The sequence below is a fragment of the Pseudomonas viridiflava genome (assembly GCF_001642795.1).
Taxonomy (GTDB): Bacteria; Pseudomonadota; Gammaproteobacteria; order Pseudomonadales; family Pseudomonadaceae; genus Aquipseudomonas; species Aquipseudomonas viridiflava.
This window is the reverse complement of the sequence record NZ_LKEH01000027.1, coordinates 152,643-175,829: the sequence shown is the minus strand read 5'-3', so window position 1 is coordinate 175,829 and position 23,187 is coordinate 152,643. Positions and strand designations below refer to the sequence as shown.

Here is a 23,187-nt window from a genome sequence, read left to right as displayed (position 1 = left end):
GCCAAGCAATGGATATCGGTATGCCCGGCTCATCTCCCCAATCCGTCAATCGTCGTCGCTGGATCAGCGGCGTGATCGCTGTACTCTCCGTATTGCTGGTCGCCGCGCTGTTCTGGGGATGGCGCAATGCGCCCACTCAAAGCACGCCTGCCAATCTGGCCCACACCTACACACAGGCACTGAAGCAGGCGCATGAGGGCAAGCCGGGCGCGGCGCGTGTGCTGTATCAGCAACTGGCGCGCACGGACCTTTCCGATGCGCACCGGGTCAGCCTCCTCGCCGAACTGAGTAATTACCCTAGTCCGCAAGCCCTGAAACTGATTGACGCCAGCCTCAAGGACGAATCGGTCGAGGTGCGTCAGGCGGCCATCGCCACCAGCGTAAAACTGGTGTCCAGCAGCCAGCGCAGTCTGTTGCTGGGCCCGATGCTGGACGACAGAGAGCAATCCGTCAGATTCAGCGCAACCAGCGCGCTGCTGGGCCTGTCACCCGACGACCTGGGGCTGTATTTCGCCGTGCTGCAGCAGAGCGCCGAGGCATTCCAGGAAGCCCTCGAAAGCCAGCCCGCAACCGTGGACAACCAGTTGCAACTCGCCAGGCTCTACCTGCAGACCGGCGATCTCGACCCGGCACTCAAAGCCTTGCAGCGCGCCACCGCGATGGACCCGCAAAACATCGAGGCCGCGCTGGCGCACATCGAACTGCTGGACAAGAAAGGCCAGGCCGAGAAGGCGCGCAGCTTGTTCGCCGGGTTATTGGAGCATCATCCCGACTCGGCGCTGCTGCAGCACGCGCTGGGCATGTGGCTGGTGGACCATGGCCAGGGTGAGTTCGCATTGCTCAGCCTGGCGAAGGCGTCAGAGCTTGCCCCGCAGAACAACGACTACCGCTACGACCTGGCTGTCGCTCTGCACGACCTGGATCAGCTTGAAGCGGCGCAGAAACAACTGGTGCAGATCGTCCAGAACGATCCGGCGAACCGTCGGGCACGTGTGCTGCTGATCCAGTACTGGAAGGAAAATGGCCAGCTGCAGAACGTACAGATCCTGCTGGCGGAGCTGGAACAGCTGAACCCTGACGACCCCGCCCTGCAGCAGGGGCTGTAGGCCAAAGGGCTGAGCGGCATCCGGCAAATGGCCATGCCGTTCGTCGCTCCAGCCCTTTTGCAGCGGTGCTTTCAGACAATTCCCACACATGTATGGAGAACTCGTATTTGTCTGTCGGACATTTCGTATGTCATGCCGCGCCAGCGATTCGTCCGCCAGTTTCAGACGACAGCTATTATCAGAAATAACTTACACATCGCTTCCCCGGATAACACACGGCTCGCCCAGGACAAACAACTGCTGCGCACAGTTGGTTCTTGTCAATTTCAACAAGACTATTTTCTAACTCAAAAAAAAGGTGCATTATTTGTCCGCTACACAGTTGTAACTACCCTCTATCTGCGTAACGGCAAGCCAGGAAGGCTTATTTTTTGCGGATAACGCGGGTAAGGGGCAGTGACCGTACGAGCGGATCAGCCAAACAGTTTTGTCTTATCGCTTTATTGGGCTGGCAACAGCCATGACATTGTCGGAGTGTGTTATTTGTCCAGACTTGCCGAGTTTCGAGCAGCAGAAAAAGCCCTTCAGGAGCAGCTGGCACAGCTGGAAGCCCTGAAGAATGACGCCGGCCTGAAGAAGGAGATTGAATTCGAGCAAAAGCTCCAGGAACTGATGGGTAGCTACGGTAAAAGCCTGCGCGACATCATTGCCATCCTGGACCCGGGCAGCTCTACCTCAATGGTTGCACCCGCCGGCCCCAAGCGCCGCCGCGCACGTGTCGTCAAGGTTTATCAGAACCCGCATACCGGTGAACTGATCGAAACCAAGGGCGGCAATCACCGGGGCCTTAAAGCCTGGAAAGAGCAATACGGTGTCGATACTGTTGATTCATGGCTTCGCGCCTGATCACAACTATGCACCCGGAAGCCCTGCACTCGCAGGGCTTTTTATTAGCGGTAAAGGCAGGGTCGGCTTATTGTCAGTCGTCTGTATCAGTATCGCGCTGGCGTGCAGCAGACTTGTCACCCCACCGAAGCGTACCCCCCCAAACAACACTGACTGAACTGACCCGTACATATATGAACGTCCGGCATCCCCGCAAACAAAATAATGACGCCAATATTTCAGCTGACGCTCATACGATTCAGCTCACAGTTATAACTTGAAAGTTTCGAGTCATTGTTCAGCCAACAGTCAGCTTTGTAGCGGCACAGTAGTTAATTAACGCCAAACGTTTGCGGCACTCGGAAAGCCGTGCGTGTGCGTCAGGCGACGAACGCGCAAGAGGTTCACAGATTTTTCACATGCCCTGTTCCATAGTGAAGGCCGCTAAAGGAATAGCGCCCCATGCCCGCCTCGGCGGGCTTCTTTTTGCCTGCAGAAAAGTCCTCCCCTCAAGGCTCCCCATCCAGACGCAGGCTTTCCCGAATTTGCAATGCCTCATCCTTGTTGGCCGCGTAACCCTCTGCCGACCCGGCATACGACAACGACCATGCCTTTTCCTTGTTGGCGGCCGCTACCAGCGTTTGCGTGAGCACGTGTACGCCGTTCTGGGTGACCGTGCAGGTAGTCTCCAGCGCAGGGACGACGCTGAGCTTTGAATCGCGTACGTGAGTACAGACGCTCTGAAAACCGCTTTTGGCGAAATTCACCTGAACCGCCTTGCGCATTTCCAGCAAAACGCCCTGCACATTGACTTCATGCCCGGGCGCCAGACGTGTCTGGGTCAGCTCCATGACCATCAGCGGATTACCCGACTGATCGTTTTTGACGGCACGCTGTCTGACCTGCACGGAAGGTTGAGAGGGAGCGTCCGCCGCTGCCGGCAAAGACTCCACCTCCCAGCCTGCGGGCCAGATGATCATCACGTCGGCGGCTTGCACAGGTGCACTGCATGCCAGCAGGCACAGGCTCAAGAGCGAAAATCGGCATTGCGGGAAAATCATGGTGGTCATGGCCATCGGAATGATTGACCGGAAAGTCTGAGCCTGTCGCCAGCGACTCGCAAGGGGCCAGGGTCTTTTATCCCGGCAGGCGTTTGGCACAGGCCGCCCCGCTACGTATCATCTGGCACCATTAATACCCATGTTGGAGACACTCATGAGCCTGCAAGACCTCAATTCCATTCCAGGCGTGACCGCCGAACCCGAAGCCGCTACACAGCAGTTCGTGTTCAACCACACCATGCTGCGTGTCAAAGACATCACTGCGTCGCTGGATTTCTACACCCGCGTGCTGGGCTTCAGCCTGGTCGAGAAGCGCGACTTCCCGGAAGCCGAGTTCAGCCTCTACTTTCTGGCACTGACCGACAAAAAGGCGATTCCGGCCGATGATGCCGCTCGTAACGAGTGGATGAAGTCGATTCCAGGCATCCTGGAACTGACCCACAACCACGGCACCGAGAATGACCCCTCGGCCGTTTATCACGACGGCAACAGCGACCCGCGCGGCTTTGGCCACATCTGCGTGTCGGTTCCGGACGTAGTCGCTGCCTGCGAACGCTTCGAGAAGCTGAACGTGAAGTTTCAAAAGCGTCTGTCCGATGGCCGCATGAACAGCCTGGCGTTCATCAAGGACCCGGATGGCTACTGGGTCGAGATCATTCAGCCAACGCCGCTGTAACCCTGCGCCAGAAACGAAAAAACCCCATGATCGCTCATGGGGTTTTTTATTAAGCAGCGGCCTGTCAGGCTGGCGCGGACGTACGGATCAGGTGGTCAAAGGCACTCAGCGAAGCCTTGGCACCCTCGCCCAGAGCAATGATGATCTGCTTGTACGGTGCCACAGTCACGTCACCAGCAGCGAAAACGCCGGGTATCGAAGTCTCACCGCGCGAATCGACCACGATCTCGCCACGCGGCGACAGCTCGATGGAGCCCTTGAGCCATTCGCTGTTAGGCAGCAGGCCGATCTGCACGAAGATACCTTCCAGCGGCACGGTGATTTCTTCACCAGTCACGCGGTTCTTGTAACGCAGGCCGTTGACCTTCTGCTCGTCACCGGTCACTTCAGTGGTTTGCGCACTGGTGATGACGGTCACGTTCGGCAGACTGTGCAGCTTGCGCTGCAGCACCGCGTCAGCACGGAGCTGCACGTCGAATTCCAGCAGAGTCACGTGAGACACGATACCCGCCAGGTCGATGGCCGCTTCAACGCCGGAGTTACCGCCGCCGATCACTGCAACGCGCTTGCCCTTGAACAGCGGACCGTCACAGTGCGGGCAGTACGCCACGCCCTTGTTGCGGTATTGCTGCTCGCCCGGAACATTCATCTCCCTCCAGCGTGCGCCGGTAGCGAGAATCACGGTCTTGGCCTTCAGGCTCGCGCCGCTGGCGAACTTCACTTCGTGCAACTCACCGGCTGCGCCCGGAATCAGCTTGTCGGCGCGCTGCAGGTTCATGATGTCGACTTCGTACTGCTTGACGTGCTCTTCGAGCGCTACAGCCAGCTTCGGGCCTTCGGTGTGCTGGACCGAGATGAAGTTCTCGATGGCCATGGTGTCGAGCACCTGACCACCAAAACGCTCGGCGGCAACACCGGTACGAATGCCTTTACGTGCAGCATAAACAGCAGCTGCCGAGCCAGCCGGGCCACCGCCAACCACAAGAACGTCGAACGCCTCTTTGGCATTGAGCTTCTCGGCCTGACGAGCACCTGCTCCGGTGTCGATCTTGGCCAGAATTTCTTCCAGCCCCATGCGACCCTGACCAAACAGCTCGCCGTTCAGGTAGATGCTGGGCACCGACATGATCTTGCGATCGGTGACTTCATCCTGGAATAGCGCGCCGTCGATTGCGACGTGCTTGATGTTCGGGTTCAGCACTGCCATCAGGTTCAGCGCCTGGACAACGTCCGGGCAGTTCTGGCAGGACTGCGAGAAATAGGTTTCGAACTTGAATTCGCCTTGAAGATTGCGAACCTGCTCGATGGTTTCCGCACTGACCTTGGGTGGGTAGCCGCCGACTTGCAGCAGCGCCAGCACCAGCGAGGTGAATTCGTGGCCCATTGGAATACCAGCGAAACGCAGGCTGATAGTGTGGCCAGGGCTGTTCAGCGAGAACGATGGCGTGCGCGCATCGGTACCGCTGTCATTCAAGGTGACGTCTTTGGAAACACTGATCACGTCGTTGAGCAGTGCAAGCATTTCCTGAGACTTCGCGCCGTCATCAAGGGACGCGACGATCTCGATGGGGCGAGTGACCCGCTCCAGGTAAGATTTCAACTGGGCTTTAAGATTGGCGTCCAACATGTTGCGGCTTCCTTTGACAAAATTTTCAGAGAGTAGAAATAACAACGCCCAGGCGATGACCGCCCGGGCGTTTTTTGGGGCGATGCGGTTTACTTGCTCAAGAGCTCAACGCCCCTAGCCGATTCATACGACTCAGATCTTGCCGACCAGGTCCAGAGACGGAGCCAGAGTAGCCTCGCCTTCTTTCCACTTGGCTGGGCAGACTTCACCCGGGTGAGCAGCAACGTACTGAGCAGCCTTGATCTTGCGCAGCAGCTCGGAAGCGTCACGGCCTACGCCGCCATCGTTCAGCTCGACGATCTTGATCTGACCTTCAGGGTTGATCACGAAGGTACCGCGGTCAGCCAGACCGGCTTCTTCGATCAGCACGTCGAAGTTGCGCGAAATGGTCAGGGTCGGGTCGCCGATCATGGTGTACTGGATCTTGCCGATTGCAGGCGAGGTGTTGTGCCATGCAGCGTGGGCGAAGTGGGTGTCAGTCGAAACGCTGTAGATTTCAACGTTCAGCTTCTGGAACTCAGCGTAGTTGTCAGCGAGGTCTTCCAGTTCGGTCGGGCAAACGAAGGTGAAGTCGGCCGGGTAGAAGAATACGACAGACCACTTGCCTTTGAAGTCGGCATCCGAAACGTCAACGAAAGAGCCGTTCTTGTAAGCAGTTGCCTTGAACGGTTTTACCTGGCTGTTGATGATAGGCATCGGTATATCTCCTGATGGGTTGTGATTTCGATGAAGTGAAGCTTACGCATGATCGATGACAAAGGCTCATTGGCAAACCTGATGTCACTGATTGCTTTTCGCTATGGAAGCGGCTTATCAATAGAAGAAACCTTCAGGCCGCTCTCGCTCTCGGGAGAGCTCAAAAATGGTGCGGCCTCAATGTAACGCATCGCGGACTTCATGTCCCTCCAGCCCACATAGGCCATCAGTGACTTGAGGTCCCAGCCGCTACGGTGCGCCCAGCTCGCGAAACCACGACGCAGCGAATGGCTGGTGTACGGTTGCGCGGCAATCCCGGCGCGGCTCAGCGCCTGACGCAACACAGGAATTATGCTGTTGGCGTGCAGCCCCTCCTCGCCCAGATTGCCCCAGCGATCCACGGCCCGGAATACCGGGCCGCGCACCAGTGCCGAACAGTTGATCCAGTCTATATAAGCCTGAACCGGACACAGTCGCTGCAAGGCCGGCGTCTGATAGGTCCTGCCTGCGTTTTCCCGATCACCCTTGCTACGGGGCAGATAAAGGCTGATGCCCGCGCCGGAAATCGCCTTGACGTCCTGAACCTGCAGACGACACAGCTCGTCGCTGCGAAATCCCCGCCAGAAGCCCAGCAGGATCAACGCCGTGTCCCGTCGACAGCGCAACAGTGCGGGCTGATCGTCACGGGCCTGCGCCTGAAGCGCTTCGACCTCAAGGCAAGTGACAACCCGCTCCAGATCATGCAATTGCAAGGGCTCGGCCTGCTTTTCCTGCGCCGGATGCAGGGCGCGAATGCCTTTGAGCACCTTGCGCACGACAGGTGAGCGCGTCGGATCGACGAACCCCTGGCTGGAATGCCACTGAGACAACGCCGACAGGCGCGACTTCAAGGTATTGACCGACAGCTCACCCGCGTACTGCGCCAGATACCGCGCCACGCTCTCGCTGGTCGCCGGCAGAAATCCGCCCCACGTCACCTCGAAGTGTTCGATGGCAGCCCGATAGCTGCGGCGCGTGTTGTCTCGGGTGGCCGCTTCCAGATAACGATCGACATCATTCATGAGCAAAACCTGCGTAGGTGTACCGGCCGAGAGCGCAAATCAGCGTCCAGAGCGTCTGACACGGGATAATACGCCAATATCCCGCGCCATTGAATTCTCATAATGACGTTATTTCTTAATCGATATAGTATGTAAATACAGGGTACATACCACAGTACGAAATCGTAGGAGCAGACATGGCACGGGGCGGCGTAAACAAGGCATTGGTGCTCAAGGCAAGGTCCGCCCTGCTCGCCCGCGGTGAAAACCCCAGCATTGATGCAGTACGTATCGAAATGGGCAATACCGGGTCGAAAACCACCATCCATCGGTATTTGAAGGAGCTTGAAGCCGCTCATTCGCCTGCGCCCGATATCAATGAAGAACTGACGGAGCTGGTGGCCAATCTTGCCGAGCGGTTGCAGGGACAGGCGCAGGAACGCATTGATCAGCTATGCGTGGACCACGCCGCCAAGTGCGCAACCTTGCAGGAAGCGCTCTCGGCGGCGCAGAAGAAAACGGAAGATCTGAGTGAGCAGATCCAGCAGAAGGATCAGACGCTGGAGCGACAAGCCACTGCCCTGCTCGACTTGCAGGAAACCCTGCTGACCGCGCGAAGCGAAAACACCCGACTGACTCAAGCCAACTCGGACCTGGATTCCCGCCTGCTGGACAAGAATGAGCAGATCCGCTCCCTTGAAGAAAAGCATCAGCACGCCCGCGACGCGCTGGAGCACTATCGCAATTCGATCCGGGAGCAGCGCGAGCACGAGCAGCAACGCCATGAAGGCCAGGTGCAGCAGCTGCAGATGGAATTGCGGCAGGCACAGCAGAGCCTGAGCATTCGCCAGGAAGACATCACGCGCCTGAACCGCGACAACGAACGATTGCTGGCAGAAGCCCGCAGCACACAGCGCGACCTGAATATTCAGAAGGACCTGACGGACAAGGCCAGCGCTCAAGCCGCAGCATCCATGAGGGAACACCAGCAAGGTCAGACCCAATGCGCCCTGCTGGAAGAAAAGGTACGAAACCTCCAGGAAGACGGTGTAGACCTCAAGCAAGGCCTGAAAGATGCTCAGCAGCAGAACCGGGTGCTGGAACTGCTGCTGATCAAAAAGGAAGTGGCACTGGACGCCCTGAAAGTTGCGGGCGAGCCATCTCCCAAGGTCAGTTCGACCCGGAAGAAACCGATAGCACCCTGAGGCATGAGAGGACGTTCAGTTCAGTGAGTCCGTTTCACAGGGCAGATACAAATCCACTCGCGTACCCTGCCCTTCAACGCTTTCGATCTGCACATGCCCGCCGGTCTGCTTGATGAAGCCGTAGACCATCGACAATCCCAGCCCAGTCCCCTGGCCGACAGGCTTGGTGGTGAAAAACGGATCGAACACCTTATCGATCACCTTCTGACTGATACCGCAGCCTTCATCCGCGACACTGAGGACAACGTAATCGCCCGGTGGCAGCGCACCCTGCGGCTTACTGATGGTTACGGCCCGAGTCAGCACCTGCAACCGACCGCCGCCCGGCATTGCATCGCGCGCATTGATGACCAGATTCAACAAGGCGTTTTCCAACTGATGCTCATCGGTGCGAATCAACCGCAAAGCCTCATCGAATTCGAAATGCAGAAAGATTCGGTCGGATAACGTGCCCTGCAGCAGTTCCTGCATGGAGCGAACCATCCGATTGACATCAACCGCACAGGTATTGAGCGCCTGACGTCTGGCGAACGTCAGCAACCGCTGGGTCAGCGCTCCGGCGCGGTTGGCGGACGCAATCGCAGCATTGACGTAGCGCTCGACATCATCGAGACGACCCACTGCAACCCGGCGCCTGATGAAATCCAGCGCACCCAGCACGCCCGTCAGCATATTGTTGAAGTCGTGAGCAATGCCGCCAGTCAATTGGCCGACGGCATCCATCTTCTGTGCGTGACGCAACACCTCTTCGGCCTGCGCCCGTTCACTGATCTCGATCTGCAACAGCTCATTGGCACGCGCCAGTTCCTGAGTCCGCTCGGCAACCCGCTGCTCCAGATTTTCGTTCAGCTCGCGCAGCGCTTCTTCGGCCCATACCTGAGCGGTGATATCGGTGTGAGTGCCCAGCCAGTAAGTGATGTGACCCTGCTCGTCGCGCATTGGCGATGCCCGCGAAAGGAACCAGCTGAAAGCGCCGTCCCTGGAACGCAATGCAAAGGTGTCTTCCCAGATGGAGCCTGTCGCGAAACAGTATTGCAGACGGGCCATGACGCGCTCGCGGTGCTCGGGATGAAGAACGGAACGCCAGCCCAACGCCCGCATTGCCTCAAGCGAAGACCCGGTATACAGATACCAGCGTTCGTTGTACCACTGAACATGGCCCCGGGGATCAGCCGTCCAGGCCAGCTGGCTCATGTTGTCGGCGAGTAATCTGAATTGACGCTCACTCTCACGCAGCACATCGATCTGCTGCATGGAGCCCTGTTCGTGACCGGTCGAATGCAGGGGCATCACGGACGTCGGTTTTTGCCTGTTCATTGGCGGGATCCCTCCGTTGGTCTCTGTCACTCCGGGACTCATCCTGAGTCCCGGACATTGCCTGATCTAGCGTTTGACCGGTGTACGCATGGTGACAAACTCTTCTGCAGCGGTCGGATGCACACCAATGGTGTCGTCAAACACCTGCTTGGTCGCGCCCGCCTTGATCGCAATCGCCAGACTCTGCACAATTTCGCCCGCATCCGGCCCCACCATATGGCAACCCAGCACGCGGTCGGTTTTGGCATCGACAACCAGCTTCATCAGGGTGCGCTCCTGATCGTCGGTCAGCGTGAGCTTCATCGGCCGGAAACGGCTTTCGAATATCTGCACCTCATGCCCAGCCTCGATCGCCGCCTCTTCGGTCAAACCCACCGTACCGATGTTGGGCAGGCTGAACACCGCCGTCGGGATATGGTTGTAATCCACCGGACGGTATTGCTCCGGCTTGAACAGGCGCCGGGCCAGCGCCATGCCTTCGGCCAGCGCGACCGGAGTCAGCTGCACACCCCCAATGACATCGCCGATCGCCAGAATGGAGGGCTCGCTGCTCTGGTAGTTTTCGTCGACTTCAATATAGCCGTGCTGGTCGAGTTTCACATTGACACTGTCCAGCCCTAGGTTGTCGAGCATCGGACGACGGCCCGTGGCGTAGAACACACAGTCGGTTTCCAACGTGCCACCGCCTTTCATGCTCAACTTCAGCGTGCCATCAGCCTGCTTGTCGATGCGCTCGATGTCGCTGTTGAAACGGATATCCATGTGACGCTTGAGCAACTCTTCATGCAGGTGTGTGCGTACGCTGCCGTCGAACCCACGCAGGAACATCTCGCCCCGGTAGACCAGCGTAGTGTCCGCGCCCAGGCCGTTGAAGATGGAGGCGAACTCGACCGCAATGTAACCGCCGCCCACCACCACGATGCGCTTCGGCAATTCCTTGAGGAAGAAAGCTTCATTCGACGAAATGGCATGCTCGCGACCAGGCACGTCAGGAATCAGCGGCCAGCCGCCGGTTGCAATCAGAATACGCTCGGCGCTGTAGATCTGGCCGTTGATCTCGACCTTCTGCGCCCCCACGATCTTTGCGTGACCTTCATGCAGCGTGACGCCGCTGTCGACCAGCAACTTGCGATAGATGCCGTTGAGGCGGTTGATCTCGCGATCCTTGTTGGCGATCAGGGTCGGCCAGTCGAAACTCGCCTTGCCCAGTGACCAGCCAAAGCCTTTGGCGTGCTCGAAATCTTCAGAGAAATGCGAGCTGTAGACCATCAGCTTTTTGGGCACGCACCCGACGTTGACACAGGTCCCGCCCAGATAACGGCTTTCGGCAACCGCCACCTTCGCACCAAAACCGGCAGCAAAACGTGCCGCCCTGACGCCACCTGAACCCGCGCCAATTACAAACAGATCGAAATCGTAAGCCATCAATGTCTCCTTAGCAGGGGCACAGCATAACCGCTTGGCGGCCAGTCAGAAATGACAAAGCCACCCGAAGGTGGCCTTGACTTGAAACACGGACAGGCAGATGAATCAGTAAGCCTTGCCGGTCTTGTAGAAGTGCTCGAAGCAGAAGTTGGTTGCTTCGATGTAGCCTTCGGCGCCGCCGCAGTCAAAACGCTGACCCTTGAATTTGTAGGCCAGAACGTTGCCTTCCGCAGCCTGCTTCATCAGTGCGTCAGTGATCTGGATCTCGCCACCCTTGCCTGGCTCGGTTTGTTCGATCTTCTCGAAAATGTCGGGCGTCAGGATGTAACGGCCGATGATGGCCATGTTGGAAGGCGCATCTTCAGGCTTCGGCTTCTCGACCATGTCGGTGACACGGAACAGGCCTGGCTTGATCTCGTCGCCAGCGATAACGCCGTACTTGTTGGTCTCGTTAGGATCGACTTCCTGAATCGCGATGATCGAGCAGCCATAATGGTTGTGCAGCTTGACCATCTGAGCCAGAACACCGTCGCCGTCCAGGTTGACACACAGGTCATCCGCCAGAACGACAGCAAAAGCTTCGTTGCCGATCAGTGGACGGCCACTCAGGATCGCATGACCCAGGCCTTTCATTTCGGTCTGACGGGTGTAGGAGAAGCTGCACTCGTCGATCAGCTTACGGATGCCGACCAGGTATTTTTCCTTGTCGGTGCCCTTGATCTGATGCTCGAGCTCGTAGCTGATATCGAAGTGGTCTTCCAGCGCGCGCTTGCCGCGACCGGTTACGATGGAAATCTGGTTCAGGCCTGCAGCAAGGGCCTCTTCTACACCGTATTGGATCAGTGGCTTGTTGACCACCGGCAGCATTTCCTTGGGCATGGCCTTTGTCGCTGGCAAAAAGCGAGTGCCGTAACCGGCTGCTGGGAACAAGCATTTCTTGATCATAAAAGTCCTTGATAAGGGCTGTTGGTGTTAACGGCGCAGTCTAATCAGGCGGCGGTCACCTTACAATGCCCGCCACAGGCCGTAGGATGTCATGGTAGAGGCACATGAGCGCAGATAGTTCCGCAAAAACGCTTATATAGCGACCATCGAACACAATCCGCCGAGCCCTTGCACAGGCATGGCGTTTGCATTGAACTGCGTGCCCAGACCACACACCGCCGGTTTACCGACGATGCATGCAAGCCATGATCTGCCCAAGCGTAGCCGAGATATGTGCGTTCGATAAATGAATCCATCGGTCACTCATCAGCTCCTGACGAAGCGGCTTCCAGCGGGATGACAGAAAAGTGACGCACTGTATTTATCCTTGAAACATGGCGGAACGATGGCACCGCTCGCCAGTCCAAACACCGCATCCGCCAGTCCGCTGGCCTTATTCTTCTGAAGCGAAAAACATGATCAGACTTTTGTCCATTATTGCCGTACTGGGCCTCACCGGCTGTGCCACCGCGTCCAACACCTATCTGAAAAACGGCAAGCAGGGGCTGAGCATCGACTGCTCGGGCGAAGCCATGTCCTGGGCGAGCTGTTATGAGAAAGCCGACGCCTCGTGCGCAGGCACCGGTTACGAGATCGTCGGCACCGACGGCACGCCACAGCCGGCAGAAAGCGAGAAGACCCTGGGCGTGGATGTCGGCAATTACAAAAGCCGCAGCGTTCTGGTCGTCTGCAAGTAAGCCGTTGATTCAGCCCGCCTCGGCTTCAGGCTCGGCGGGCGGCCTCTATCAACCCGATATGCAGGCCTCTGCAGCATGCTGAACGTCGCGAAAGCGGATCGGCACATTGGCCAGACGCTCATAGACCTTGATCGAACTGCCTCCCGAGCGGGTTTCAACGTCAATCACGGCGGTCGGTGACTTGCTCATTTTCTGCGCGACAATCAAGCGCAGTCCTTCACGATGAGGCTCTACAGAAGGCGTCGAGCGACTGCTGCTGATCTTCTCGATGAAACAGTCTGCGTACTCCTGAGGGTTCTTGCCCGAGATCACGCTCATGGTGGCAGGCGTATGCTCGATGTCATTCACCGTCGCGCAGCCAGTCATTGCCAGTGCCAGGATTACAACTGCCAGTTTCATACAATCCTCCAAATAAAGGTGGTACGACCAGCAAGGGCCCGATTAAATTCCCGAGAAGCGCTTTTTTGTCCATAAAGAGCACAATTAACCGCCCTTCGGCGTCAATTGGCCTACGCCGCATGCTATCGTTTTGATTTTTCAGAAAAAGCCATTTTCCCCGGAGTTTTACATGAAATTCGTACACCAGCGTGAGCACCTGAACGAGGACGATCTGGTCGTCATCCAGTGCTCACAGCTCTGTAACATCCGCCTGATGAACGACGCCAATTTCCGCGCCTTCAAGAACGGCGGTCGTCACACGTATCACGGCGGTGCGTTCGATACGTTTCCGGCCAAGATCGCAGCGCCAAGCACCGGTTTCTGGAACATCACCATCGACACCACCGGACGCAAGCCGGATGCCAATCCGGGTCGTAAACCGGCCTTCACCCATTCCATCAAGATCGTACGTCGCTCGACCTCCAGCCTGCGCTGATACGCCGACACAAGGAATCGCCATGAAAAGTCCCGCTCGCACCACCAAATACGCCGTCAGTTACAAACTCAACGGCGAGCGCCGCTTTGAATTCGCCCAGTTGCAGTCTGCATCCGTCGAAGAAGCACGCGCTGCGCTGGAAAAGATGCATGGCCAGGGCGACGACCAGATCAGCGACGTGAAAGTCAGCAAGGCCCTGTAGACCGTAGCAGGTATTGAATCCGATCATGCAGCGCAAGGCCGACCTTTCCGCTACCTTCGATCTGTTTGCCGGTGAAGAGCCCCAGCCTGCGTCCACCCTGCAGATAGGTCCCCAATCATGGCTGTTTCGCGGCCTTGCCCTGCCTCTCATCGAACGGTTATTGCCCGCACTGAATGAAACGCTGTCCGATGCGCCATTCAGACACATGGTCACGCCTGGCGGCCACACCATGTCAGCGGCTCTGAGCAGTTGCGGCTCTCTGGGCTGGGTTACCGATCCTCACGGTTATCGCTACAGCCACACGAACCCGCAAACCGGCCAGTCCTGGCCCTCAATGCCTGACATCTTTCTGGAACTGGCTCAAGACGCCGCGCAGAAGGCCGGCTTCGCCGACTTTGTGCCCGATGCCTGCCTGATCAATCGCTACGTTCCCGGTGCGAAGATGTCCCTGCATCAGGACAAGGACGAACACGACCACCGCTGGCCGGTCGTGTCCGTATCACTGGGTATCCCCGCCATATTCCAGTTCGGCGGCCTGCAGCGCAGCGACAGGCCTGAGCGCATCTCGCTGTTTCATGGCGATGTGGTGGTCTGGGGCGGCAAAGACCGACTGCGCTTCCACGGGATACTGCCCGTCAAGCCAGCCGTGCATCCCCAGCTTGGCGAGCAGCGCATCAACCTGACCTTTCGCAAGGCTGGCTGACGCTTCTGCCGTGATAATCAGACGCAGCCGTCTATACCGCCGGAAGTACGCGCCCGGGCAGGACACACCGTCCTGTGAAGGTTCAACGCGGTATTGATGATGCCGATATGACTGAACGCCTGCGGGAAATTCCCGAGCATACGCCCAGCCTTCGGGTCGTATTGCTCGGCCAGCAGGCCGACGTCATTGCACAGGTCGCAAAGCCTGCCAAACAAGGCCGCCGCTTCGTCCGCCCTGCCCAGTAACACATAGGCATCGGCCAGCCAGAACGAACAGACCAGAAACGTGCCCTCGCTGCCCGACACGCCATCGACACTCCGCTCGCCGTCGTAGCGCAGCAACAGACCATCCTGCATCAACGTTCGCTCGATCTCGGCCACTGTGCCGATCACACGTGGATCATCGGCAGGCAGAAAACCGGTCAGCACAATCTGCAGCAGACTGGCATCGACCTCTTTGGCACCGTAGGTCTGCACGAAACTGTTCAGTTGCGCATCGAAGCCGTTATTGCAGACGTCGGCGTGGATTTCATCAGCCACGTGCCGGTAATGCCTGGCCAGCGCGCGGTCTTCGTCGCTCTCGGCCGCCTGAGCGATCTGCGTGGCGTTACGGTCGAACGCGACCCAGGCCATGACCTTGGAGTGCGTGAAATGTCGAGGCTCGGAGCGGATCTCCCAGATCCCGGCGTCTGGCTGATGCCAGACTTTTTCCAGAAACGGCATGACCACTTTGGAAATCGCGACGCTGCGTGGATGACGTGGCATGCCGCCCTTGAGTGCCTGAATCATGGCATCAGCCACTTCGCCATACACATCCAGCTGAACCTGAGTGGCAGCGCCATTGCCAATACGCACGGGTTGCGAGCCTTCATAACCGCTCAGCCAGGGCAGTTCATATTCGGCCAGGCGTCGCTCACCGCCCACGCCATACATGATCTGAATCTGTTCCGGGTTGCCTGCCACCGAGCGCAGCAGCCAGTTGCGCCATGCCGTCGCCTCCTCGAAGTAGCCCAGGTTCATAAAGGCCAGCAGGGTCATGGTTGCATCCCGCAGCCAGCAATAGCGGTAATCCCAGTTGCGTTCACCACCCAGTTGCTCGGGCAGCGAGGTCGTGACGGCAGCCACGATTCCGCCAGTCGGGGCGAAGGTCATCGCCTTGAGCGTGATCAGCGAGCGTTTGACCTGATCGGTCCACGGGCCGACGTCGGGACAGCGATCCGAAAACTCGCGCCAGTAGCGCTCGGTTTCTTCCTGCGCGTGCACCGCATCGATGCTCGCCTGAACCGGCAGATAAGACGCCTGGTACGCCAGGGTGAATACCTTGCTTTCGCCCTCGACGACCTTGAAGTGGCTGGCGGTGTGATGATCCTGAGGGAGCAGCGGTACCGGACTGCGCAACACGAGCATTTCCGGCCCTGCGACAGCAGTCAGCGTGTGCGGATCCTTCTTCTCGACCCAGGGCACGCTGCTGCCGTAATCGAAGCGAATGGCCAGATCCATGTCGAACGCGACCTCTCCGGACAGACCGACCACGTTGCGCACGACATGTCCGGACGTGTTCATGGGCATGAAATCGACCAGCATTGCCCGACCCTCACGGGTTTCGAACACGGTTTCCAGAATCAGCGTGCCGTCGCGGTAGCGCCGCTCGACGGATACGATTTCTGCATGTGGCGCGATCTTCCAGCGGCCATGGTCGCTGTCGCCCAGCAAGGCCGAGAAGCAGGAAGGAGAATCGAAACGCGGGAAGCACAGCCAGTCCAGCGACCCATCGCGTGAAACCAGCGCGGCAGTCTGACAATTTCCCAGCAGTGCGTAGTCTTCAATCAATGCGGCCATTCGTAATGCTCTGATTTATGAACAGTTGCCGTCATGAATACCCGCTCTTGTGAAGCCCACGCAAGTTAAATACAGACAAGGGAGATACAGACAAGAAATACAGACAGGTGAGATACAGCATCGCCGCCCCAGCGGGCAGCGACGTTGTCAGCCCAGGATGTAACGCCTGATCGCGGTTGCGACACCATCCTCGACATTGCTGCCAGTGACATGGTCAGCCTGACCCAGCACACTGGCCTCGCCCTGCCCCATCACAATCGAAACACCAGCCTTGTGAAACATCGCCACGTCGTTGCCGCCGTCGCCGATGGCTGCCGTGTGAGCGAGGTCGACACCCAGGTAGTCGGCCAGAGCAACCAGCGCGGAGCCCTTGTTGGCTTCCAGCGCCGTGACATCCAGGTAATAACGCTGCGAACGCACCGCCAGCGCCAGCCCGTCGATGAGTGGATTCAGACGTGTTTCAAGCGTCTTCAGCAGTTCGAAGTCCTTGCTCGCGGCGACAATCTTGTCGACACGATCCAGATAGGGCTCGAAGCTGCTTACCCGAACCGGCTCATAGCCCAGCGCATCGCGCTCATGATCGACATAGTCGCCCGCGGGATCAAGCAGCAGCCAGTCGTCATCGGCGAACACCCAGATCGAGACTTTCTGGGTTGCAAAGAGATCAAGGCAGGTGCGTACTGCCGCAGGGTCGATGCGGTGCGCTGCAAGCAGGCGGCCATCAGCGTGGGTAATGGTCCCGCCGTTGAACGCAACCGTTGGCAGCTCGATGCCCAGCGCCTCGATCACTTCACGCATCGCACGCGGCGGTCGGCTGCTGGCCAGGGTGAAATGGATACCCGCCAGTTGCAGATCACGCACGGCGTCGATGTTGGCCTGACTCAGGCTGTGATCGGGGCGCAGTAACGTACCATCGATATCGGAAAGCAGAAAACGTACAGACCGTTCGGACACAGACACATCAGTGTGTTCAGACATTGAGTTCCCGCCATTCACGGCCGTCCCGGCTCAACAACTCGTCACCGACTTCAGGACCATCCCTGCCGGCCTCGTACAGCGTGACCTCGGGCTTTTTGGCCCAGGCATCGAGAAACGGCTGCACGGCGCGCCAGCCGTTTTCGATATTGTCAGCACGCTGGAACAGCGTCTGATCCCCGGTCAGGCAGTCGTAGATCAGCGTTTCATAGCCGGTCGACGGCTGCATCTCGAAGAAGTCCTTGTAGGCAAAACCAAGCTCGATGTCTTCCATCTCCAGCGTCGGGCCGGGGCGCTTGGCGAACAGATCGAACCACATGCCTTCGTTTGGCTGAATCTGGATGCGCAGATAGTTCGGCTTGAGCCGATCCACCTCGGTATCGCGGAACTGCGCATAGGGCGCGGGCTTGAAGCAGATGGCGATCTCGGTACTGCGCGCACTCATGCGCTTGCCGGTGCGCAGGTAGAATGGCACGCCGACCCAGCGCCAGTTGTCGACCATGACCTTGAGCGCCACGAAGGTTTCCGTGGTGCTGTCGGCTGCAACGCGGTCTTCCTGACGATAACCCGGCACCTTGCGGCCGGACATCTCGCCTTCCGCATACTGACCGCGCACCGAATTGGCCAGTGCCTCTTCTTCGCTCCAGGGACGAATCGCTCCTACCACCTTGGCCTTTTCGCCGCGCACGGCATCGGCACCAAAGGCAGCCGGTGGCTCCATGGCAACCATCGCCAGCAGCTGAAACAGATGATTGGGCACCATGTCGCGCAGGGCACCGGTGTTCTCGTAGAAGCTGCCACGGGTTTCAACGCCAACTGTTTCCGCAGCGGTGATCTGCACATGGTCAATGTAATGGTTGTTCCAGAACGACTCGAACAGCCCGTTGGAGAAACGGCTGACCAGAATGTTCTGCACCGTTTCCTTGCCCAGGTAATGATCGATGCGATAAATCTGCTTTTCGCTCATTACCTTGAGCAGGCAATTGTTCAACTCCACCGCACTGGCCAGATCGGAGCCGAAAGGCTTCTCGATCACCACGCGACGAAATCCGCCTTCGGTTTCCTTCAACAGACCGGACGAGCCCAGACGCGCCGCCACTTCACTGAAGAAGCGCGGTGCCGTCGCGAGATAGAACACCGCGTTGGCAGAGCCGGTGCTCTTTATCTTGCTTTCGATGTCCCGGTAAGTGGAGTCATCCAGGAAGTCGCCCTGCACATAACTGATTCGCTCGGCAAGCTTGCCCCACAATTCAGGGTCCAGAGGATCCTTGCCCGACTCGGAGACCTTCGCGGCAGATTCGTCACGAATGAAGTTTTCAAGCTTCTTGGCAAAATCGGCGTCGCTGATCGCGTTGTGATCGACACCGACAATGTGCAGGCCTGAGTCAACCAGACCGTCACGCGCCAGATTGTAGAGCGCCGGCATCAGCAGGCGTTTGACAAGGTCCCCGTGCGCACCGAACAGAAACAGCGTTGTTGGCGGTGCGACTTCGGCTTTTTGCTCGGATGTGCCGCGTGACAGGCCCATTACTTGGGTTCCTTGTGACCACCGAAACCAAAGCGCATGGCCGACAGCATCTTGTCAGCATAGGAGCTGGTCTGGCGGGAGCGGAAGCGTGCGAACAGCGCGCTGGACAATACAGGAACCGGAACAGCCTGCTCGATGGCGGCCTCGATGGTCCAGCGGCCTTCACCGCTGTCGGCAACCGAGCCGGAGAACGCATCCAGCTGTGGATCGGTGGCCAGTGCGTCAGCTGTAAGGTCCAGCAACCAGGACGAGACGACGCTGCCACGACGCCACACTTCAGCGATGTCTGCAGTGTTCAGGTCAAAGCGCTGTTCGGCTGGCAGATGTTCGGAATTCTTCTGCTTGAGTAGATCGAAGCCTTCCGCGAAGGCCTGCATCATTCCGTACTCGATGCCGTTGTGGATCATCTTCACAAAGTGACCTGAACCGGCGGGGCCGGCATGGATATAGCCATGCTCAGCACGGTGATCGGTCGAATTGCGATCCTTGGTGCGCGGGATATCGCCCATGCCGGGCGCCAGCGTGGCGAAAAGCGGGTCGAGACGATCAACGATCGCTTTCTCGCCACCGATCATCATGCAGTAACCGCGCTCCAGCCCCCAGACACCACCGGACGTACCAACGTCCACGTAGTGCAGGCCCTTGTCGGTGAGTTCCTGCGCACGACGGATGTCGTCCTTATAGAACGTGTTGCCGCCGTCGATGATCACGTCATCGGGCTCAAGCAACTGGCTCAGGATCTGAATCGTGTCCTCGGTCGGTGCGCCCGCTGGCAGCATGACCCAGATTGCACGCGGCGCCTGCAGGGCACCCACCAGTTCGGCCAGATCGGCCGCTGGCGTCGAGCCTTCATTGGCCAGGGCGCTGCGTGATGCTTCGTCACGGTCATACACCACGGTGGTGTGACCATCGAGCATCAAACGCCGTGCGATATTGCCGCCCATGCGGCCCAGTCCAATAATCCCAAGTTGCATGAAGTTGCTCCTAAACTCGTAAAAGGGGCCTCACTTGTCGTCCAGCGCTTCAACAGTCAGTGAGCATGCTGGTTAGTCAAGCGAGACAGAACGTCGGTTCCCCTGAGGGAGATGACAACAGCGGTGCTGCCAGTGAGTGCATTTTGTCGCGATCGATAAACGTTCGCGACCATGAAAAATAAAAAAGTTCCAATTTAACGCAAAAGAAATCAGAATCTGTGCCGATAGAGAGGTTAGCAGCGGCCACTCAGGGATTGATAGTCATTGCCACGGACCTTTCCAGGTTGAATCCACCATTTGCGAGGTGAGCAATGGGCACTGTACTACCAGCACTGGCACCACAAACCCTGTATGTGACAATCCGCCGCGACGAACTGCGTGCGTTGAAAGAAGAACGTGAGCAACTGCAGAAGAAGGTCGCTCATCTGAGCATGATGCTTCAGCAAACCCAGCTGACGTCTTCCGGTACAGCTCTACAACTCTGAAGATTCACCCCCTGCGCCATGACCGCCCCGAGGCAAGCCCGATCCGCTGGCTTGCCCGCCTGATCTCCTCCCCGCCTTTCCTCTTCGACTACGCCAGCAAGCAGCCTTAATCAACGGTCCCGCAAGCTTTTCCGGATCAGACAGTGCGCGCATTTTGCGCCAGTTCGGTTTCGCGGGCCAGACACATTTCGCAACGCCAGAAACACTGCCACAGCCTCAGAACGCCGTACGAGGCCCTGATCTGGCAGCGTCGCCACGATTACAGCGTCTTTTGCCAGAACATGGCGCGGCCCATTTCCGGGTTCAGCTGATAGCTGTCAAAACCGACCTTGCGATACGCCGCCTGCGCGACATCGTTGCCTTCCAGCACCTCGAGCGTCAGCTTGCAGCACCCGCGCTGGCGCGCAATTTCTTCGACCTTGGCGAGCATTTTCTGACTGATGCCTTTACCGCGGTGTTCGGCAATGACCGCGACGTCGTGGATATTGACCAGGGGACGACAGGCAAAGGTGGAAAAGCCTTCGAAGCAATTCACCAGCCCAACAGGCTCACCGGCGATGAATGCCAGAACGCTGAATGCATGAGGCCGCTTGGCCAGTTCGATCGCCAGTTGCTGGCGCGTATCGCTCGACAACGGCTTGCCCGTACCCATGGCATCCAGCGCATATTCGTTCAAGACGAACCCGATCGCAGCTGCGTGTACCGGATTGGTGTAACTCGCCTGCAGTACCAACACCTCTGGGCCTTCCATTTCCATCCCCGTCAACCAATGAGTCTTCATACAGCGTTTACGATGAGGCCTGCGCAATCAATGGCAGGCCAAAGGACCGTGATTCTATCCCGCCCTGCTCCAAAATGTTCCAGCACAGATGTAGGAAGTTTCTTCTGGTGCTCGTGAATTGACCATTGCCTGCACCTGGAAAAGGCAGCGCACATCCATTCAGCCGAAAAAAGCAGAAAAGGCCTCGGCATTTTTCACGAAACGAATGGGATCCCGTTGATTGTCGAACAATCCGACGGCCGGTCATCACCCGATAAGTTCGTCGAACGCCGCCCTGAAAAAGCGCAGGGATTGCACCGGCGATGCCCGCAAACAGGCCGCCAAGCCCTGCTCCAGACGACCGCCGGTAAAATACTCGAAACTTCTACAAAAGCGCCGGGTCAGGTGAATAGAGCGCCTATGCTGTTGGCTTATTGCCCGCAATGCCTCCATCACGTTGCATCGCTGCTATGTATAGTCCAAGTCGGTACTGTTTTTGCGTAGTGCAGGTGCACGTACCCGGCCATAGGAAATGGCCAATAAAAATCATGTGATGCACCAACACTGTTTTAACGGGAGAAAACGATGATTAGCGCCGCTGTCAAAACCCAGAAGGGAGAGAGTTTTAATCAGCCGGCCAGCGAGCTGACTCATCTGCCGGTTTTCGCTACGACGAGCGTTCCACTGCTGCAACTGCCGACTTCGACTTCACAGCCCACACTTTCCCAGGTCAACAAACGCAAAGTCCTGTTTGTGACTTCAGAACTGGCTGACCTGGTGAAAACCGGGGGTTTGGGCGATGTGTCTGCTGCCTTGCCGCGAGCCATGCGTCACCTGCACGATGTCCGCGTGCTGATACCCGGCTACCCGCAAGTGATCAATAGCGGCAACCCCATTCATATCATCAGCCAGCTGGGCGGCTATGCCGGGCTACCTGCGTGCAAGGTCGGGCGGATGGACATGAAGGACGGTCTGGTCATTTATGTCCTGATCTGCCCTGAACTGTATGAGCGTGAAGGCACGCCTTACGCCGATCGCCACGGCCGTGACTGGTCCGACAACCACATCCGCTTTGCGCGCCTGGGTCTTGCCGCTGCAGATTTCGCAGCAGGCGCAGTGAAAACCCAATGGTGCCCCGAGCTGGTTCACGCCCACGACTGGCCTGCCGGTCTGGCCCCTGCCTACATGAAATGGCGCGGCCAGACCACGCCCAGCATCTTCACCATTCACAATCTGGCCTACCAGGGCACTGTAAGCACCGGTTCAAGCCGCGAGCTCGGTATCCCTGACGAAGCCCTTCAGGCCGAAGGCATGGAATTCTACGGCAAGCTGTCGTTCATCAAGGCAGGCATGGCGTACGCGAACCACATCACGACGGTCAGTGCGACCTACGCCAGGGAAATCACCACCCCCGAGTTCGGCTGCGGCCTGGAAGGTTTCCTGCAGAGCAAGGCCGAGAAGGGTCAGCTGAGCGGTATTCCCAATGGCATCGACGCAAGCTGGGACGCCTCCACCGACGAACACCTGATCTGCCACTTCGCACCCAATGAATGGCTGCGCAAAGAGATCAACGCCGACTACGTCCGAGAACTGTTCGACCTCGACGCTTCGACCGGCCCGCTGTTCGCAGTCGTCTCGCGCCTCGTGTACCAGAAAGGCCTGGACCTGACGATCGGCGTGGCCGAGCACATCGTCAACAATGGCGGCCAGATTGCAATCATCGGTCGCGGTGAGCCTGAAGAAGAAGACGCCATGCGTGCGCTCGCAACGCGCTTTCCTGGTCGCATCGGTGTGCGTATCGGCTTCAACGAAACCGACGCCCGACGCATGTTCGCAGGCAGTGACTTCTTGCTCATGCCTTCCCGTTACGAGCCTTGCGGCCTGAGCCAAATGTACGCCCAGCGCTTCGGTTCGCTGCCGGTGGCCCGCAACACAGGCGGCCTGGCAGACACCATCGAAGACGGCGTGACAGGTTTCCTGTTCAACGAATCGACCGTGGAAAGCTACACCGAAGCCCTGAACCGCGCGTTCCAGGTATTCGCTCACCCAGAGTTACTCAATGCCATGCGCTGCCGCGCCATGGCCGCCCCGTTCAACTGGCATCAAGCGGTAGAGCCCTACGCAGAACTGTATCGCGATCTGTTGAAGAAAAATGCGGGTGCTTCAATTCACTACTAAGGAAAAAGGG

23 protein-coding genes are annotated in these 23,187 nt (G+C 58.1%); 10 read left to right on the top strand and 13 right to left on the bottom strand.

All coding sequences use genetic code 11. The features are described 5' to 3' along the window. Nucleotides 1-20: 20 nt before the first annotated feature. Both AO065_RS16075 and AO065_RS16070 read left to right on the top strand, forming a co-directional pair. Nucleotides 21-1,106, top strand: coding sequence for a tetratricopeptide repeat protein (locus AO065_RS16075; RefSeq protein ID WP_004879653.1), 1,086 nt, complete (start codon nucleotides 21-23; stop codon nucleotides 1,104-1,106). A gap of 483 nt (nucleotides 1,107-1,589) precedes the next feature. Further along, nucleotides 1,590-1,952, top strand: a complete 363-nt coding sequence (locus AO065_RS16070; RefSeq protein WP_004879655.1) for a histone-like nucleoid-structuring protein, MvaT/MvaU family — start codon at nucleotides 1,590-1,592, stop codon at nucleotides 1,950-1,952. A gap of 488 nt (nucleotides 1,953-2,440) precedes the next feature. Here the strand turns inward: AO065_RS16070 and AO065_RS16065 are convergent, their stop codons facing one another. Next, complete coding sequence (locus AO065_RS16065; protein WP_029244582.1) at nucleotides 2,441-2,992, bottom strand: DUF4946 domain-containing protein; 552 nt, start codon at nucleotides 2,990-2,992, stop codon at nucleotides 2,441-2,443. Between the two features lie 154 nt (nucleotides 2,993-3,146). On the opposite strand from AO065_RS16065, the gene gloA reads away from it, so the two are divergent. Continuing rightward, the gene (gene gloA / locus AO065_RS16060; RefSeq protein WP_004879659.1) at nucleotides 3,147-3,668 is read left to right on the top strand and encodes a lactoylglutathione lyase; all 522 of its coding nucleotides are present in this window, start codon (nucleotides 3,147-3,149) and stop codon (nucleotides 3,666-3,668) included. A 64-nt stretch (nucleotides 3,669-3,732) separates the two neighbouring features. On the opposite strand, the gene ahpF is transcribed toward gloA, so the two are convergent. From ahpF to AO065_RS16045, 3 genes are all read right to left on the bottom strand, one after another. Then, the gene (gene ahpF, locus AO065_RS16055) at nucleotides 3,733-5,295 is read right to left on the bottom strand and encodes an alkyl hydroperoxide reductase subunit F (protein WP_004879662.1); all 1,563 of its coding nucleotides are present in this window, start codon (nucleotides 5,293-5,295) and stop codon (nucleotides 3,733-3,735) included. 132 nt (nucleotides 5,296-5,427) lie between these two features. Next, the gene (ahpC, locus tag AO065_RS16050; protein ID WP_004879663.1) at nucleotides 5,428-5,991 is read right to left on the bottom strand and encodes an alkyl hydroperoxide reductase subunit C; all 564 of its coding nucleotides are present in this window, start codon (nucleotides 5,989-5,991) and stop codon (nucleotides 5,428-5,430) included. A 101-nt stretch (nucleotides 5,992-6,092) separates the two neighbouring features. After that, on the bottom strand, nucleotides 6,093-7,052 hold the full coding sequence (locus tag AO065_RS16045) for a site-specific integrase (protein ID WP_004879664.1): 960 nt from the start codon (nucleotides 7,050-7,052) through the stop codon (nucleotides 6,093-6,095). A gap of 176 nt (nucleotides 7,053-7,228) precedes the next feature. Between AO065_RS16045 and AO065_RS16040 the strand changes: the two genes are divergently transcribed. Then, nucleotides 7,229-8,236, top strand: coding sequence for a DNA-binding protein (locus AO065_RS16040; RefSeq protein ID WP_004879666.1), 1,008 nt, complete (start codon nucleotides 7,229-7,231; stop codon nucleotides 8,234-8,236). 15 nt (nucleotides 8,237-8,251) lie between these two features. Here AO065_RS16040 and AO065_RS16035 read toward each other — a convergent pair whose 3' ends face one another. The 3 genes from AO065_RS16035 to galU all read right to left on the bottom strand — a co-directional run bounded on the left by AO065_RS16035 (nucleotide 8,252) and on the right by galU (nucleotide 11,923). Continuing rightward, the gene (locus tag AO065_RS16035; protein WP_004879668.1) at nucleotides 8,252-9,553 is read right to left on the bottom strand and encodes a hybrid sensor histidine kinase/response regulator; all 1,302 of its coding nucleotides are present in this window, start codon (nucleotides 9,551-9,553) and stop codon (nucleotides 8,252-8,254) included. A gap of 66 nt (nucleotides 9,554-9,619) precedes the next feature. After that, complete coding sequence (gene gorA, locus AO065_RS16030; RefSeq protein ID WP_004879671.1) at nucleotides 9,620-10,978, bottom strand: glutathione-disulfide reductase; 1,359 nt, start codon at nucleotides 10,976-10,978, stop codon at nucleotides 9,620-9,622. A gap of 105 nt (nucleotides 10,979-11,083) precedes the next feature. Next, nucleotides 11,084-11,923, bottom strand: coding sequence for a UTP--glucose-1-phosphate uridylyltransferase GalU (gene galU, locus AO065_RS16025; RefSeq protein WP_004879673.1), 840 nt, complete (start codon nucleotides 11,921-11,923; stop codon nucleotides 11,084-11,086). Nucleotides 11,924-12,378: 455 nt separating this feature from the next. Here galU and AO065_RS16020 point away from each other — a divergent pair, with 455 nt between their 5' ends. Further along, nucleotides 12,379-12,660: a hypothetical protein gene (locus AO065_RS16020; protein WP_004879674.1), complete on the top strand. Its 282-nt coding sequence runs from the start codon at nucleotides 12,379-12,381 to the stop codon at nucleotides 12,658-12,660. Nucleotides 12,661-12,708: 48 nt separating this feature from the next. On the opposite strand, the gene AO065_RS16015 is transcribed toward AO065_RS16020, so the two are convergent. Continuing rightward, the gene (locus tag AO065_RS16015) at nucleotides 12,709-13,059 is read right to left on the bottom strand and encodes a hypothetical protein (protein ID WP_004879676.1); all 351 of its coding nucleotides are present in this window, start codon (nucleotides 13,057-13,059) and stop codon (nucleotides 12,709-12,711) included. Between the two features lie 169 nt (nucleotides 13,060-13,228). On the opposite strand from AO065_RS16015, the gene AO065_RS16010 reads away from it, so the two are divergent. The 3 genes from AO065_RS16010 to alkB are packed head-to-tail and all read left to right on the top strand — an operon-like array spanning nucleotide 13,229 to nucleotide 14,439. Beyond that, on the top strand, nucleotides 13,229-13,534 hold the full coding sequence (locus AO065_RS16010; RefSeq protein WP_004879678.1) for a DUF1883 domain-containing protein: 306 nt from the start codon (nucleotides 13,229-13,231) through the stop codon (nucleotides 13,532-13,534). A 22-nt stretch (nucleotides 13,535-13,556) separates the two neighbouring features. After that, nucleotides 13,557-13,736 (top strand): hypothetical protein, encoded by a 180-nt coding sequence (locus AO065_RS16005; protein WP_004879680.1) that lies wholly within the window; start codon nucleotides 13,557-13,559, stop codon nucleotides 13,734-13,736. Between the two features lie 25 nt (nucleotides 13,737-13,761). Continuing rightward, nucleotides 13,762-14,439: a DNA oxidative demethylase AlkB gene (alkB, locus tag AO065_RS16000; RefSeq protein WP_004879681.1), complete on the top strand. Its 678-nt coding sequence runs from the start codon at nucleotides 13,762-13,764 to the stop codon at nucleotides 14,437-14,439. A 17-nt stretch (nucleotides 14,440-14,456) separates the two neighbouring features. Here alkB and AO065_RS15995 read toward each other — a convergent pair whose 3' ends face one another. The 4 genes from AO065_RS15995 to gnd all read right to left on the bottom strand — a co-directional run bounded on the left by AO065_RS15995 (nucleotide 14,457) and on the right by gnd (nucleotide 19,754). Next, nucleotides 14,457-16,277 carry a glycoside hydrolase family 15 protein gene (locus AO065_RS15995; RefSeq protein ID WP_004879684.1) on the bottom strand — a complete coding sequence of 607 codons (1,821 nt, stop codon included), beginning with the start codon at nucleotides 16,275-16,277 and terminating at the stop codon, nucleotides 14,457-14,459. Nucleotides 16,278-16,424: 147 nt separating this feature from the next. After that, nucleotides 16,425-17,255: a Cof-type HAD-IIB family hydrolase gene (locus AO065_RS15990; protein ID WP_004879687.1), complete on the bottom strand. Its 831-nt coding sequence runs from the start codon at nucleotides 17,253-17,255 to the stop codon at nucleotides 16,425-16,427. Next, nucleotides 17,248-18,780, bottom strand: coding sequence for a glucose-6-phosphate dehydrogenase (gene zwf / locus AO065_RS15985; protein ID WP_004879689.1), 1,533 nt, complete (start codon nucleotides 18,778-18,780; stop codon nucleotides 17,248-17,250). The genes AO065_RS15990 and zwf overlap by 8 nt, the downstream gene beginning before the upstream one ends. Further along, entirely contained in the window at nucleotides 18,780-19,754 is a 975-nt protein-coding gene (gene gnd / locus AO065_RS15980) for a phosphogluconate dehydrogenase (NAD(+)-dependent, decarboxylating) (protein WP_004879691.1), read from the bottom strand. The genes zwf and gnd overlap by 1 nt, the downstream gene beginning before the upstream one ends. Nucleotides 19,755-20,065: 311 nt before the next feature. On the opposite strand from gnd, the gene AO065_RS27315 reads away from it, so the two are divergent. Further along, nucleotides 20,066-20,239 (top strand): DUF6026 family protein, encoded by a 174-nt coding sequence (locus tag AO065_RS27315; RefSeq protein ID WP_004879692.1) that lies wholly within the window; start codon nucleotides 20,066-20,068, stop codon nucleotides 20,237-20,239. 259 nt (nucleotides 20,240-20,498) lie between these two features. Here the strand turns inward: AO065_RS27315 and AO065_RS15970 are convergent, their stop codons facing one another. Beyond that, nucleotides 20,499-20,990 (bottom strand): GNAT family N-acetyltransferase, encoded by a 492-nt coding sequence (locus AO065_RS15970; RefSeq protein ID WP_004879694.1) that lies wholly within the window; start codon nucleotides 20,988-20,990, stop codon nucleotides 20,499-20,501. A 594-nt stretch (nucleotides 20,991-21,584) separates the two neighbouring features. On the opposite strand from AO065_RS15970, the gene glgA reads away from it, so the two are divergent. Continuing rightward, nucleotides 21,585-23,177, top strand: coding sequence for a glycogen synthase GlgA (gene glgA, locus AO065_RS15965; RefSeq protein WP_004879695.1), 1,593 nt, complete (start codon nucleotides 21,585-21,587; stop codon nucleotides 23,175-23,177). The last annotated feature ends 10 nt before the right edge of the window (nucleotides 23,178-23,187 follow it).

Bases quoted from the DNA above. Each gene is read 5' to 3' on its own strand.
- AO065_RS16075 (WP_004879653.1), top strand. From the start codon at position 21: ATGCCCGGCTCATCTCCCCAATCCGTCAATCGTCGTCGCTGGATCAGC.
- AO065_RS16065 (WP_029244582.1), bottom strand. From the start codon at position 2,992: ATGATTTTCCCGCAATGCCGATTTTCGCTCTTGAGCCTGTGCCTGCTG.
- gloA (WP_004879659.1), top strand. From the start codon at position 3,147: ATGAGCCTGCAAGACCTCAATTCCATTCCAGGCGTGACCGCCGAACCC.
- ahpF (WP_004879662.1), bottom strand. From the start codon at position 5,295: ATGTTGGACGCCAATCTTAAAGCCCAGTTGAAATCTTACCTGGAGCGG.
- ahpC (WP_004879663.1), bottom strand. From the start codon at position 5,991: ATGCCTATCATCAACAGCCAGGTAAAACCGTTCAAGGCAACTGCTTAC.
- AO065_RS16045 (WP_004879664.1), bottom strand. From the start codon at position 7,052: ATGAATGATGTCGATCGTTATCTGGAAGCGGCCACCCGAGACAACACG.
- AO065_RS16040 (WP_004879666.1), top strand. From the start codon at position 7,229: ATGGCACGGGGCGGCGTAAACAAGGCATTGGTGCTCAAGGCAAGGTCC.
- AO065_RS16035 (WP_004879668.1), bottom strand. From the start codon at position 9,553: ATGAACAGGCAAAAACCGACGTCCGTGATGCCCCTGCATTCGACCGGT.
- gorA (WP_004879671.1), bottom strand. From the start codon at position 10,978: ATGGCTTACGATTTCGATCTGTTTGTAATTGGCGCGGGTTCAGGTGGC.
- galU (WP_004879673.1), bottom strand. From the start codon at position 11,923: ATGATCAAGAAATGCTTGTTCCCAGCAGCCGGTTACGGCACTCGCTTT.
- AO065_RS16020 (WP_004879674.1), top strand. From the start codon at position 12,379: ATGATCAGACTTTTGTCCATTATTGCCGTACTGGGCCTCACCGGCTGT.
- AO065_RS16015 (WP_004879676.1), bottom strand. From the start codon at position 13,059: ATGAAACTGGCAGTTGTAATCCTGGCACTGGCAATGACTGGCTGCGCG.
- AO065_RS16010 (WP_004879678.1), top strand. From the start codon at position 13,229: ATGAAATTCGTACACCAGCGTGAGCACCTGAACGAGGACGATCTGGTC.
- AO065_RS16005 (WP_004879680.1), top strand. From the start codon at position 13,557: ATGAAAAGTCCCGCTCGCACCACCAAATACGCCGTCAGTTACAAACTC.
- alkB (WP_004879681.1), top strand. From the start codon at position 13,762: ATGCAGCGCAAGGCCGACCTTTCCGCTACCTTCGATCTGTTTGCCGGT.
- AO065_RS15995 (WP_004879684.1), bottom strand. From the start codon at position 16,277: ATGGCCGCATTGATTGAAGACTACGCACTGCTGGGAAATTGTCAGACT.
- AO065_RS15990 (WP_004879687.1), bottom strand. From the start codon at position 17,255: ATGTCTGAACACACTGATGTGTCTGTGTCCGAACGGTCTGTACGTTTT.
- zwf (WP_004879689.1), bottom strand. From the start codon at position 18,780: ATGGGCCTGTCACGCGGCACATCCGAGCAAAAAGCCGAAGTCGCACCG.
- gnd (WP_004879691.1), bottom strand. From the start codon at position 19,754: ATGCAACTTGGGATTATTGGACTGGGCCGCATGGGCGGCAATATCGCA.
- AO065_RS27315 (WP_004879692.1), top strand. From the start codon at position 20,066: ATGGGCACTGTACTACCAGCACTGGCACCACAAACCCTGTATGTGACA.
- AO065_RS15970 (WP_004879694.1), bottom strand. From the start codon at position 20,990: ATGGAAGGCCCAGAGGTGTTGGTACTGCAGGCGAGTTACACCAATCCG.
- glgA (WP_004879695.1), top strand. From the start codon at position 21,585: ATGATTAGCGCCGCTGTCAAAACCCAGAAGGGAGAGAGTTTTAATCAG.